9 protein-coding genes are annotated in these 13,167 nt (G+C 43.7%); 4 read left to right on the top strand and 5 right to left on the bottom strand.

What is annotated here, in order from left to right; translation table 11 throughout:
• The first annotated feature begins 207 nt into the window (after positions 1–207).
• Complete coding sequence (locus tag J4N39_RS20095; protein WP_252024233.1) at positions 208–2,214, top strand: sensor histidine kinase; 2,007 nt, start codon at positions 208–210, stop codon at positions 2,212–2,214.
• A gap of 106 nt (positions 2,215–2,320) precedes the next feature.
• Here the strand turns inward: J4N39_RS20095 and glpD are convergent, their stop codons facing one another.
• The 3 genes from glpD to J4N39_RS20080 form a co-directional block, all read right to left on the bottom strand.
• Complete coding sequence (gene glpD, locus J4N39_RS20090) at positions 2,321–3,841, bottom strand: glycerol-3-phosphate dehydrogenase (protein WP_252024231.1); 1,521 nt, start codon at positions 3,839–3,841, stop codon at positions 2,321–2,323.
• A 226-nt stretch (positions 3,842–4,067) separates the two neighbouring features.
• Positions 4,068–5,438, bottom strand: a complete 1,371-nt coding sequence (locus tag J4N39_RS20085; RefSeq protein WP_252024229.1) for a YjiH family protein — start codon at positions 5,436–5,438, stop codon at positions 4,068–4,070.
• Between the two features lie 594 nt (positions 5,439–6,032).
• Positions 6,033–7,550 carry a sensor domain-containing diguanylate cyclase gene (locus J4N39_RS20080; protein WP_252024227.1) on the bottom strand — a complete coding sequence of 506 codons (1,518 nt, stop codon included), beginning with the start codon at positions 7,548–7,550 and terminating at the stop codon, positions 6,033–6,035.
• Positions 7,551–7,833: 283 nt separating this feature from the next.
• Between J4N39_RS20080 and J4N39_RS20075 the strand changes: the two genes are divergently transcribed.
• Positions 7,834–8,184, top strand: a complete 351-nt coding sequence (locus tag J4N39_RS20075; RefSeq protein WP_252024225.1) for a hypothetical protein — start codon at positions 7,834–7,836, stop codon at positions 8,182–8,184.
• 55 nt (positions 8,185–8,239) lie between these two features.
• On the opposite strand, the gene J4N39_RS20070 is transcribed toward J4N39_RS20075, so the two are convergent.
• A complete protein-coding gene (locus tag J4N39_RS20070) occupies positions 8,240–9,115 on the bottom strand; it encodes a patatin-like phospholipase family protein (RefSeq protein WP_252024222.1) in 876 nt (291 codons plus the stop codon).
• Positions 9,116–9,511: 396 nt separating this feature from the next.
• The gene (locus tag J4N39_RS20065; RefSeq protein WP_252024220.1) at positions 9,512–10,129 is read right to left on the bottom strand and encodes a glutaredoxin family protein; all 618 of its coding nucleotides are present in this window, start codon (positions 10,127–10,129) and stop codon (positions 9,512–9,514) included.
• Between the two features lie 466 nt (positions 10,130–10,595).
• On the opposite strand from J4N39_RS20065, the gene yfcC reads away from it, so the two are divergent.
• Both yfcC and J4N39_RS20055 read left to right on the top strand, forming a co-directional pair.
• A complete protein-coding gene (yfcC, locus tag J4N39_RS20060; RefSeq protein WP_252026861.1) occupies positions 10,596–12,071 on the top strand; it encodes a putative basic amino acid antiporter YfcC in 1,476 nt (491 codons plus the stop codon).
• Between the two features lie 62 nt (positions 12,072–12,133).
• Complete coding sequence (locus tag J4N39_RS20055; protein WP_252024218.1) at positions 12,134–13,120, top strand: succinylglutamate desuccinylase/aspartoacylase family protein; 987 nt, start codon at positions 12,134–12,136, stop codon at positions 13,118–13,120.
• The last annotated feature ends 47 nt before the right edge of the window (positions 13,121–13,167 follow it).

The following is a 13,167-nucleotide window of genomic DNA, read 5'->3' as shown; positions in this document are numbered from 1 at the left end:
TTTTGATTATGTATTGAGTGTAGTAGAGTTTTTTCTCTCTGGCACAAGCGTTATTGATTTTTTGAACAACTACACAGCCTGTTGGTATTTATCCTACTTCACGCACATAAAAAGTTATGCATTTTCAAGAAAGTCTGATACTTGGGTCTATACTGGAGAAGAACGTCAGGGCTTTTTTCTTTAGCTCGTTAACTGAGTAAGGTGACAATGGATACGCACAAAACCGAATCTCAATTTAACGCTCGCGAAGAGCAAGGAATGGAAGTTGAACGAAAGCGTAGTATTGCGGTTCGTTTGTTCTTCTATACGCTGGTATGCGGCTTTTTAATGGCACTGGGTATCGCCAGTATACAACTCGTTTGGGAACTTAAAGCTGAGAAGGAAGAGCTTAAGCACTCCATCGAACGAATCGATACTACGGTGACGTCCTCTATTGCAAATAGTCTTTGGAACTTGGATGAAGAGCAGATGAGCATCCAAGTTAACGGGATCAAAAACCTGCCTAGTGTGGAGTACGTTGCCGTTTACTCTTATCACAACGGCGATTTAAGCTTATCAGTGGATACTGGCGCTAGCGCTGAGACCAACGAGCTCAAGAAAAGTGTTGATCTCACGCACAGCAACGAAAAAATCGGGGTGCTGGTGATCGAAGCCTCATATACGTCGCTCTACGATAAGTTGGTGAAAAAGGCTTGGGTGATTTTGCAAACGCAATTGCTAATAAACCTAGTCGTAACGTTCTGTGTGCTTTTTATCGTTTACCAAGTGATGACGCGTCACATCAACCGTATTTCTCATTTCTTCCAAATCAATAGCGACTCGAGTGAAGAAGAGTTAACGAAAAAACTCAAGCTGCATCGTAAAACCCAACACGATGAAATAGACATTTTGGTCGAGTCGATTAACAAGTTGCACGAAAACGTCTCCACGCAGTTGGAAAAACGTAGAAAAATGAACGGGCAGTTGGCGTATGAACGCGATTTTACTAAAGTCATTATCCAGTCATCGCCATCGCTAATTTGTTCTTTGACCGAAGACTTTATTATTCAATTGGCCAACCGAGAAGTTGAAGATCTACTCGGTGTTCCTGAGGCAGAGCTATTAGATAAAAATTGGTTCGATTACTTTGTCGATGAAGATATCGACCGCCAGAGTCGTTTCGAGTTGCTTGAAAATATCCCTGAGTTCGAGTTGGTACTTAATATGACCGATTGCCGAGGTGAAGAGCGGTACGTGCAATGGCGATTGATTCGAAACAGAGAGTTGAGCAGGGTAATTTGCTTCGGTGTAGACGTGACTGAGTTGACCAATACTGAAAATGCATTGATTACGCTCAACCAGCAATTAGAGCAAAAAGTGACGGATAGAACCCTTTCACTAGAGCAAGCTAACCTTGAATTGTCGACTACGCTATCAGAATTAGAAAACACCCAAGCATCTTTGATTGAGGCAGAAAAAATGGCTTCTTTGGGTGGACTCGTGGGCGGTGTTGCCCATGAAATCAATACTCCACTTGGTATTAGCGTTACTGCAACAAGTTTCATAGAGGAGAAACTGCGCGTACTTCAAGAGGGATTTGATTCAGGTAAGTTGTCTAAAACTCAGTTTTCAGCAGCGCTTGGTTCACTTAAGGAGTCGACAGACATTCTTACTTCAAATTTGTCTCGGGCAGAGCAGCTTGTGTCGAGTTTTAAACAAGTTGCTGTGGACCAAACTAGCCAAGAGATATATTCGTTTAACGTTCGAGATAACTTGGACAAAGTTTTGTTGTCACTTTCCCATGAGTTGAAAGTCGCTCAGGTTAAATACGAAATAGAGTGTCCAGACGATATCGTGATTGACAGTTACCCTAGTGGGTACATCCAGGTTTATACCAACCTGATCACTAACTCTATCAAACATGGTTTTGAAGACTGGGATGGAGACAGAATCGTATCTTTCAAGATCTCCAATGACGATACCCATTTGCATATCGAATATCGCGATAGTGGTAAAGGCATCGACCAAAAACTGGTTAACAAGATATTTGAGCCTTTCATTACCACCAAGCGGGGCAAAGGAGGCAGCGGGCTAGGAGCGAATATTATCTATAACCTGGTAACCCAATTGCTTCAAGGTAAGATTGAGTGTCACTCCGAACTTGGACAAGGAGCGGTATTTAACATCTCGGTGCCTTTGGTGTTAGCGACCGACAAAGAAATGGCAAACATTTGATAGTGACTTTTAACTCAGAGTGAGTATCGAAAACTAAAACGAAGAAGCCATCACTCAATGTAGTGATGGCTTCTTCGTTTTAGTGGGTGGAGAGAAGTGTGTTTAGTTAAGCAATTTTTTCATCTATACCATGTTTAGACACTGTATCCATGCGGCTGGCGAGATATTGGTCTAACCGTGCGATTTGATCTTGGCTGAATCTAAGCCCTAGCTTGCCCCGGCGCCAAAGAAGATCCTCACTGAACACGACCCACTCGTTATCGATTAGGAAGTCTACTTCGGATTGATAAAGACCATGGCCAAAGTGTTCGCCCAAATCATTTTCATCGTTAACACCCTCGAGTAGCTGATGGGTACGAGAACCGTAGTAGTTTACCCAGCGCTCAATGAGCTCATCTTCCATCCAAACATATCTAGACTTCAATTTGGCTTGAAGTGCTTCTCTTGATTCGATATCGCCGCCTGGAAGTGGCGTGTCTGCAGTCCAATCTAAGCCCATTTGTGGGAAGAGATCTGCGATCTTGTTCACCGCAGCTTGACCTAATTTACGATAGGTGGTGATTTTTCCACCGAAAATGGAAACAATTTCTGCACCATCGATTTGCTCGCGTTCCATGGTGTAGTCACGCGTCACTTCTTGCGCGCTATCTGATTCGTCGGCCAGCAAAGGACGTACACCCGACCAAGTCGTCACGACATCTTGTGGGGTGATTGGGTTCGTGAAGTGCTGATTGACAACTTCACATAAATACTCAATCTCATCATTATCAATCTCCACTTTGGCCGGATCGCCTTTGTAATCCACGTCTGTGGTTCCTACCAGAGAGAAATCTTTTTGATAGGGAATAACGAAAACAATGCGTTGATCTTCATTTTGCAGGATATAGGCCTGAGGTTGGTCATGGATCTTTGGCACAACAATATGGCTTCCTTTGACCAATCGGATCTGATTCGGCGAAGCTTGATGGATCTGGTTTTGATACAAGCTAGCAACCCAAGGACCTGCGGCATTGACCAGAACTTTTGTTGTTACCGTAAAGGTTTGACCATCTGGCTTTTGTAATGTCACTACCCAACCATTGTTGCGAGGCTTGGCATCGATGCACTTGGTCTGAGTGTGAATCTTTGCACCATTCTGCTTCGCTGAAACGGCATTGGTAACGACTAAGCGGGCGTCATCAACATAACAGTCTGAGTATTCGAAACCCTTCTTCATTTCGGGTTTGAGCGGGTCTTGACTAGTAAAGCGAACATTATGACTGCCCGCCAGCGATACTCGTTTACCGAGATGGTCATACATGAAAAGACCAGTACGAATCATCCATGCTGGGCGTAGGTGAGGGCGATGTGGCAGTCGAAAGCGTAGTGGTGAAACTAAGTGCGGCGCATTTTTTAATAGCACTTCACGCTCTGCCAATGCTTCACTCACTAATCGAAACTCGTAATGTTCTAAATAACGTAAACCACCATGAATGAGTTTGCTGCTTGCTGAGGAAGTTGCAGAGGCGAGATCGGACATTTCAAATAGGGCCACATTCAAGCCGCGTCCTGCTGCATCTGCCGCAATAGCTACACCATTAATGCCACCACCAATAACCACTAGATCATGTTCAAATTGATGTTCCACTTTTGTTCTTCCTCGGTTAATTTGCTCGAATGAGTAAACTATATGCTCAAACGAACAATAAGGCGAGCATTTTGCGATCAAATGTTACGTGTTTTATGGTGGTTTAATCAAAATTTCACATTTATAACCAATTTAAATGATCAGTCCATGAAAGTTATGAGTGTTCGAAAATAAAAAAGCCCCTAACTTCAAACGAAGTTAGGGGCTTTGAAAGCCAGTGGTCCTATTAGAAAATCAGGTGTGCAACACCAGCAATAACAGGCAGTGTGATTAAGGTACGCAAGATGAAAATCGCAAATAACTCAAAGATGTTCACTGGGATCTTACTGCCGAGTAGCAGTGCGCCGACTTCAGACATGTAAATAAGCTGAGTTACCGACATTGCTGCAATGACAAAACGTGTCAGTTCACTGTCGATTGAAGCTGCCAGAATTGCTGGTATGAACATATCTGCAAAACCGACAACAATTGTTTCCGACGCTTTCACCGCTTCAGGAATTTGCAATAGCTCCAAGAATGGTACGAAAGGCTTACCTAGGATTGCAAAAACAGGTGTGTACTCCGCGATAACTAGTGCGATTGTGCCTAACGCCATGACTACAGGTAGAACACCAAATACCATATCAACGGCGTTCTTCAATCCTTCTGTTGCGACTGATTTAGCCGACTTCACTTCAGAAGCTCGTTTTACAGCCAACTTCATCCCCCATGAGAAGTGAGTATGTCCTTCTGGAATATCACTGGCTTTTTTGTCAGCAGGTGTACCATCAAAGTAAACATCTTTCTTGCGGCTTAGAGGTGGTAGGCGAGGGATAATGACCGCAGCGACCAAACCTGCAAGGCAAATAGCGCCATAAAAAGGCAGGAATAGATGCTCAAGTTCTACTTGGGCGATGATGACCAAGCTGAATGTGATGGATACTGCAGAAAACGTTGTGCCTACTACTGCTGCCTCGCGCTGGGTATAAAAGTTGTTTTCATACTGCTTACTGGTCAACAAGATACCAACACTGCCATCGCCAAGCCAAGACGCCATACAGTCGATCGCACTACGACCTGGTAGGTTGAATAGTGGACGCATCACTTTACTCAACAAAGTACCCATAAGTTCAAGTAGGCCAAAGTTAAGCAAAAGAGGTAAAAGAAGGCCTGCGAAAATAAATACAGCAAATAACGTTGGTAGCAGTCCCTCAAGTACGAGTCCCCCTGTATTCTCCTCCCAAATAGCTTCTGGGCCAACTTGGAAGAAAGTAAGAAGCACCGCAATACCCCCAATGATTCGAACGGCAAACCAAAGGGGACTTGGGTTAAATAAGGTATCTAAAAACGGGCTGTTTGCGATAAATGCAGGTTTAGCTACTTTGTTATAGATAGTTGCCACAGACATAAATGCAATCACAGTGGTTACAATCGCAACCAAGCTGCCTTCTAACGCACCCGTAAGGAATTTGGCTAAAATCGCAACCGGAATGGTGATGTTACCGTCATAGCTAACTGGTGCCATGAAAAGGAACAAACCAATAAGCGATGGGATCAAAAAGGTTAAAAATGTGCCTTTTGAGCTAGGCGGCAAAGCAGTTTTTGTTGGTGTATCCATAGTGACTATCTCTGTGACTGCGAGAACGACCCGTAAGGGACTTATTATGCACTTATTGGTGCTACTTATTCATTATTGGCAAGAATACCTGCAATGAAGATTAAATGAAAGACTATTCAATAAAAAATACTAAATATTCAGTTTTAAGCACTGTTGATTGTGTAATGAATAGTCGATTGTAAATTTATTGTTAATCTATCAGGGCGGTAAAAGCAGTGGTAATGCAATCATGGTTGTAAGAGATCTGCCCTTTAGAGTGTAGGAAAAAATGCTGCTGAGTTACTGAGAAAATCTATTGATTGTTTTTAGTTACTGAAATTTCGTGATTTTTTTGGATGTATGAATCTATAAGCATTGAAAAAAGTGAACTGAGCGGATTTTTTTGTGCTAATGAATAGGTATTATGTTCTTAACGTTAGGACGTTGGTTAGGACACTTTCAGGATGAAAGCCTATTCGAATGACTCGGATAGAGAAGGATTATTTCAGGACACCGCTTAGGATGGCGCGTAAGGAAAGCTTCCAAGGAAAGGTGGTATTCGTACGGACATTTTTGAATACAGATAAATAGCAACAATAAGCTATAAGTGAATCTTTACCCCACTTCTCGTGAAGTGGGGTTTTCTTTTTCTGCGCTTATGTCACGGATAACGTAACCATTCTTGCCTAGGTTTTTGGCTTGATACATTGCCTCATCCGCCTTTTGCAACATACCCTCAAAGCCACTTGGGTGTTGAGACATTACCACTCCGATACTTGCCGTTACGCAGCTTTCACTTTGCTCTGGGCATACTTCTCGGCATACACCACGCAGACGCTCCATTAGCGGTCTTAACACTTCTTCCAACTGCGCTTCGCAACCAATTTGCTCAATGACAAAAACAAACTCATCACCACCAAGTCGAGCAACAAAGCCAATTTTGTTGAGTTCCTTGTCAAGGGCCCGAGCGATTTGTCGTAGAAACAGATCGCCTGTTTGGTGGCCATATATATCGTTAATGAACTTGAAGTTATCTAAGTCGATTAAACCAACCGCATACCCAAACGTTGAGCGTTCCATCGCTTGTGTCGCTTTGTGTTTGAGCAGTAATCGATTTGGTAGGCCAGTGAGGGCGTCCGTCATCGCCAATTGGTGAAGCTCTTGTTTTTGTATTTCAAGTTTAGAGTTGGCTCTTGTCACCATTGCCGTCTGGCGGAAACTGATTGCAATGGCTGATACAACTACTAACGTCAACAAACCAAAAGCGACCAGCACTAAGGTAGGGGTCCAGGCTGCGACTTTGGGTTCTGGCAGATTCAGATGCAGTGCAAACTGACGATTTCCTAGGTGTAGGTCAAAGCGATATACCCCTTGTGGTAACTCGCTAGCAGCCAATGCATGTTCGGGGGTATTGGCCACATCAACTAAAGAAATCGTGGCGTCGGGTAGTGGGAGTACTCGGTTAATAATGTCATTTGGATTGATGAGGGCCACAACAAAACCGCGCAGATTGGCTGGGGGAAAGCTTACTTGGCTATTGATTTCTTGCAGCGCTTTACCATGATAAATCGGGTAATAGAGTGCTATATATTCACTATGGTCTTTGGCTTGGATAGGGGTAAACAAAGCAGACGTTGCAATCTCGCCATAGCGTGATGCGTAGTCCATCGCCTCGATAGACCCACTACGCTGATTGAGGTCAAGACCAATCACCGAACCGTGTAATTTCACCGGTTCGGAGAATAAAATCGGTACATGGAATGATTGTTCTTCGGCAGGCGTGACACTTAAAGCACCCTTATCCACAGCGACAAAACCTTGATGTGCAAAGCCTGATTGTTGTAGTTCTTGCTCAAGTTCAGAACGGTTTTCAGCCTTGATCACAGGAGCCCATTGAATAGCTTCGATGGTGGAGTTTTTTGCGAGAAGTATTTGAGAAAACTCAGAAAACTCCTCGCGAGTAATGGCTTGTTGTGAGTAAAACAGTCCAGCGTAAGAAGAGAGCACTCGACTTGATATATCTAGGAAGTGCTGCGCTTTCTCAGCAGTCGCTTTGGATATTTTATGCTGCTTATCATCAACAACTTGTTGTTCTGATTTTAGAGTGACACCAAATAGTAGTGACGTGATCATGCACCCTACAAAAAAGGTTACAACTATCACAGTAATTTGAATACGGCTGAACAACTTCACTCTAAGTCTTTGATTTAATGATTTATCAAACGGCGATTATTTCATGTCCGAATGTAACATGGTAGTTGGATTTGTAATTTGTATTGGTAGGTTATCATTATTAATACTTGTAACGTGAGTTGCAGCACTTTCGGTGACGATAAAACAGATATGTGAGCTCATGCGTACTTGTTGAGCGCATGTGGAGTCGTTACAATGCGCGCAATTCAATGGGGAGACCATAATGGAACAACAACAGTTCGAAACTCTAGTGACGTCACTATGTGAATGTGAAAACTTACCACAAGCGCTAGAGCTACTTAAGCAGTGTGAAGATGAAAATGTCTCGGAAGCCGCTCAATCTTTAACTGGCCAGTTCGCACTTGCGGAAGTTGAAGGTGAAAAACGTATTTACCACGTGACTACTGACCAGAATGATGACGGTGTTGAGCAAGAGTATGTTGAACACGTCATGAATGAAGACGAAGATGTAATCGTGTTTGTCGCTTGGTTCTTCTACGCTATGTTCGAAATTAAAGCAAAAGACGTTTATCAAGCGGCAGGTCGTACCTATCGCCAGCCTAAGCGTCGCTAACGCTCAAGTGCGTAAAACGGAACGGCCGCTGCAGAATTTGGAGCGGCCGTTTTCGTTATAGAAATTTGTTCCCGAGCTCTACCGAAGCAAGCTTATAGCCTCGTTTAATCATTTCTCTAGAACGTTCAAATTCTAGGGTTCCACAAGCATTACGGGGAACTTTAAGAGTGATGTCAGCAGGGTAGGCTGCAAGCTTTTGTCGTGCAATGGTCGATTGCATTGCATCAAATGCCTGGTTAGCTATGTCATAAGCTGCGAAGTTGAAACTCATTTTGTTTTTCACACTGATACTTAAGTTATCGATAAACTTTGAAATTTTCTGATGAAGTTTGCTGTCATTGTGCTCTTGCAGTAATTGAGGGAGTGCTGTTGGTTTTATTTCTGGTTCACCTCCCAAGTTCACAGCGATAGTTAGTTCAGTTTTATCACCAAACGTTGGCGCAATGGGCACAGGGTTGAGCACGCCACCATCAATGAGCTCAACACCATTGATGGTATGGGGCGTGAAGAACAGTGGCAGTGAGATCGAAGCACGAATGGCATCAAATAGAGACCCAGACTGTATCCATACTTCTTTCTCTTCAGCGACATTAGCGGCAACTGCGGTAAATTTGATCGGTAGATCTTCAATGGCGATATCACCGATGAGATCTCTAAGTGTCTCGATGATTTTGTCACCTTTAAACATGCCACTGGACTCCCAAGAGAGGTCAAGAAGCATTGCCATGTCCATTTGATCGATATTGGTGACCCATTTTTCGAATTCATCAAGCTTTCCAGCGGCATATACTCCACCGATGAGTGCCCCGATAGAACAACCTGAAATCGATTGAATCTCGAAGTCGTGCTCTCTTAACCAATGAATGATCCCCACATGAGTCAACCCTCTTGCGCCACCACTGCCCAAGACTAGTGAAATATTCTTTGCCATCGTTAAATTCCTATTTATCTCAGAGGATCATCTCGAACCAGCTCATAACTCGAATTAAATCCATTTAATGTAATTTAATTACATAATTAATGTGATCTATGTCTTGTAATTGATGTAATTCGGCGTAAAATTCACGTCATTGAAAGCAAATTACAAAATATAGAGGTAAATGATGGGTTTTGATCTAGGTTCTGTATACATCGCAAACCACGTTGCTCAACAAATGCTACACGAAAAACTTTACGGAAAGCCAGTTGTGCGTAAGCAAGGTTCTACTTTGCTAACAAAGCTGAAAAAAATGCTTAAAAAGTAAGGTAAAAATGATGATCAACGGAATGATAAAGAATTGAAACCCTCGGCAAATGCTGAGGGTTTATTTTTTGTAGAGAGGAAGAATTAACTTACTTTGGTTTTGTCCAAGTCGACCACGTTATCTGGTGGTGTCGCAACCTTTCCCGACGCTACATGCGCCTCTAAATTATCAAAGCCGCCAACATATTGCCCATCAAGCCAGATCTGCGGCACCGTCACGGGGGTCTTCTGACCAATGATCGCTTTGACTTCTGGAATCATGCGATACAGTGCCGCACTGTCTTTAACAACATCATAGTATTGATAGCGAATACCCAACTCATCGAGTTTAGCTTTGGCTTTCACACAATACGGGCAAGTTGCTTTACCAAAAACAATATTACCTTTTAGAGAATCGCGTTGGGTCCACTGTTCTATGATGGATTGTACCAACACACCTCGATTAAGTGCTTCACCTTGGCTAATGACTTTGCCCTCAACCATAACAATCGGGGCATGCCATGCACCTACTTTTAGCGGCTCCCACCAGTGTGATAACCAATCTTTTGTCTCTATCTCAACTGGGATACCTGCAAGTTCATTTTCCAATGTATCTGCAAGGATATCTTTAGTGAGGGTACACTCCCCACACGGTATTTTTACTTTGAATGGACCCCATTCGCCACCCCAGCGATATAAAGTGATTTTGATTGGATTGGTCATATGCACCTCTGGATTTTAAGTTTCTTATATCTATAGAGCGCTTCGTTGCATGGAATCTTTCAAGTGTAGCGAAAAATATTTGGGGAGTACTGAGCTTTTATGGACAATTTGGCCTCGCCCTAGCTATCAGCAACTTGTTGTAGCCTTAGATCACCGCATTATTTCAAGGTGCACAACATGAGATAATGGGCAGTTCGCATCTATTTATGCTCAGAATAATTTATCACATGGTTTTATTTGTGTGATCTAGTGGTAGGGATATTGTTTCAATTGTGTCTTATTGATGGCTTTTTGTTATGTATTTCGGTTGATTTATTGGTGTTAAGTGCTATTTATATGGCTTTAATTGACTTTTTATTCTGTTTGGACGATATTTCCTGCCATCTTTAACTAACGGCATGGAATGATGAGCCAAACTGTTACTCCTATCGAAAATCAAACCGAGACTCAGAACAAAACCTGGCAAATGCCAGACACTTTGATCTTGATCTTTATTGTTGGCCTAATCGCTGCCGCAGTGACCTACATTGTGCCTGCGGGTCAATTTGAAACCCAGCAAGTAACTTTTGTGGTTGATGGTGCAGAAAAGAGCCGAACGGTTATCGACCCGAGTTCATTTGCGTATGCAACAGATGAGAACGGTGAACTGGTTTATAAGTCAGTTAGCTTGTTCGCAGCCCACGGCGGCATTGGGTTGATGAACTTCACTTTTGAGGGCTTGGTCTCAGGCTCAAAGTGGGGTAGCGCTATCGGCGTTATCATGTTCATGCTAGTGATCGGTGGTGCGTTTGGTGTGCTTATGCGCACAGGCACGATTGATAACGGTATTTTGCGACTGATCGACAAAACCAAAGGCAGTGAAGCGCTATTCATTCCAGTATTATTTCTTCTTTTCTCTCTAGGTGGCGCTGTTTTTGGTATGGGTGAAGAGGCGATTGCGTTTGCCATTATCATCGCACCACTTATGGTTCGTCTTGGTTATGACGGTATCATTACCGCCATGGTGACCTACGGCGCTACCCAGATTGGTTTTGCATCGTCTTGGATGAACCCATTCTCGGTTGCTATTGCTCAAGGTATCTCGGGTATTCCAGTGTTGTCAGGCATGCACTTGCGTATGGTGCTATGGGTTATTTATACCCTGATTGGTATTGCATTTGTGATGCATTACGCAAGCAAAGTGAAGCGTGATGCCAAGCAGTCGTTTAGTTATGAATCTGACCAATACTTCCGCGATAAAGCGCTTGAGCAAACACAATCCCGTTGGAACTTGGGTGATACGCTCGTCATTCTAACCGTGATTGCAGCGATGTCTTGGGTAGTGTGGGGTGTTGTTTTACACGCATGGTATATTCCGGAAATCGCCTCTCAATTCTTTACTATGGGTATTGTTGCGGGTCTGATTGGTGTTGTATTCCGTCTAAATGACATGACACTTAATGATATTGCCGCATCCTTTAAAGAAGGCGCTGGCATGATGTTGGCACCAGCGCTACTTGTAGGCTGCGCCCAAGGTGTGCTGCTACTTTTAGGTGGTGGTGCAACAGATGAAGCAACAGTGCTTAACTCATTGCTGAATGGGGCTGGTGGTATGATTGCAGGCCTACCGGATGTTGCTTCTGCATGGTTGATGTATGCATTTCAGTCTATCTTTAACTTTTTCGTGACCTCTGGCTCGGGTCAAGCGGCGCTAACTATGCCACTTTTAGCGCCTCTTGCTGATATCGCAGGAGTATCTCGCCAAGTTGCAGTGCTTGCTTTCCAATTGGGAGATGGTTTCACTAACTTGATTGTTCCGACGTCAGCGGCGCTAATGGCTACTTTAGGTGTATGCCGCATCGACTGGGGCAACTGGGCTCGATTTGTATGGCGATTTGTGCTGCTTTTATTCGTGATTTCGAGCATCGTAGTGATGGGCGCACAGGTAATGGGTTACAATTAATCCCAATAGAAAAAAGTTTTGAAGGCGGGTTATCCCGCCTTTAGTTTGTAAGGAATATAGCTTTGACTCAAACAACTCATTTGCAACCATTGGTAATCGATAAGCTCGATGTTGATTCACTCTCAGTAGGCAGTCATCACTTTTGGTTCACCGTCGCCCAAAATGCCTTAGGCCAAGCTCAATCAATACCTGTTATCGTGCATAAAGCCTCAGATGAAGGCCCACGAATTATGGTCAGTGCAGGTGTTCATGGTGATGAGCTTAATGGTGTGTTGGTCGCACAGCAGATTGCACGCGAAATCGGACATGAGGTCGTAGCAGGGTGTATTGTGGTGGTCCCAGCGATAAATCTGTCAGGCATATTAGCCAGCAGTCGCGACTTTATAGGCTCTGACCCAGATGCATCCCCAGCCAACTTAAATCGTTTCTTCCCAGGCAAAGCCGATGGTGATGCCGCTAATCGCTACTTACATAAGCTTTGGAATCACTTGCTGCATGGCAATGCTGACATGGTAATCGATCTACACACCCAAACTCGAGGCGCAACCTATCCGTTATATGTATTTGCCGATTTTCGCATCCCAGCTGCGCTAGAGATGGCTCGTTTGATGCAGCCTGATGTTATTTTAAATGATCCCGGTGACGCTGGTGTGTTGGAAACCGTGTGGAATGAAAATGGTGTGCCTTGTATTACTGTCGAGGTTGGAACGGGTAAAGTTACCCAGCCACAATATATTGCTCGTGCCGTTGAAGGGGTTAAGCGTATCTTGATTCAACATGGCGTAATAACTGGTGAGAAAATTGAGGTATGTGCAGCGCCGATTGAAGGAGATACCATTACCTCAATTCGAGCCATGCAAGGTGGATTGACATTAAGTCGAGTTGAAATGCTGCAAAAAGTAGAAGAGGGTGACTTAGTTGCTGAGCAGTATGACGCTTTTGGTCAGTTAGTACAGCAGTACAGAGCGCCTCATGCAGGAACAGTGCTTAGCTATAACTCTGATGCGCTGAGAGATGCTGGTGCTTTAGTGGTGAGACTGATTTCGTAGCAGGATCACTTTAAAAAAGACCGAGCCTTTCGGCTCGGTCAAAACTG

The organism is Vibrio sp. SCSIO 43136 (genome assembly GCF_023716565.1).
GTDB lineage: Bacteria > Pseudomonadota > Gammaproteobacteria > Enterobacterales > Vibrionaceae > Vibrio.
This window is presented reverse-complemented; position numbering and strand designations above follow the sequence as displayed.

Coding starts and splice junctions, on each gene's coding strand:
- J4N39_RS20095 (WP_252024233.1), top strand. CDS start 208: ATGGATACGCACAAAACCGAATCTCAATTTAACGCTCGCGAAGAGCAA.
- J4N39_RS20085 (WP_252024229.1), bottom strand. CDS start 5,438: ATGGATACACCAACAAAAACTGCTTTGCCGCCTAGCTCAAAAGGCACA.
- J4N39_RS20080 (WP_252024227.1), bottom strand. CDS start 7,550: ATGATCACGTCACTACTATTTGGTGTCACTCTAAAATCAGAACAACAA.
- J4N39_RS20075 (WP_252024225.1), top strand. CDS start 7,834: ATGGAACAACAACAGTTCGAAACTCTAGTGACGTCACTATGTGAATGT.
- J4N39_RS20070 (WP_252024222.1), bottom strand. CDS start 9,115: ATGGCAAAGAATATTTCACTAGTCTTGGGCAGTGGTGGCGCAAGAGGG.
- J4N39_RS20065 (WP_252024220.1), bottom strand. CDS start 10,129: ATGACCAATCCAATCAAAATCACTTTATATCGCTGGGGTGGCGAATGG.
- yfcC (WP_252026861.1), top strand. CDS start 10,596: ATGCCAGACACTTTGATCTTGATCTTTATTGTTGGCCTAATCGCTGCC.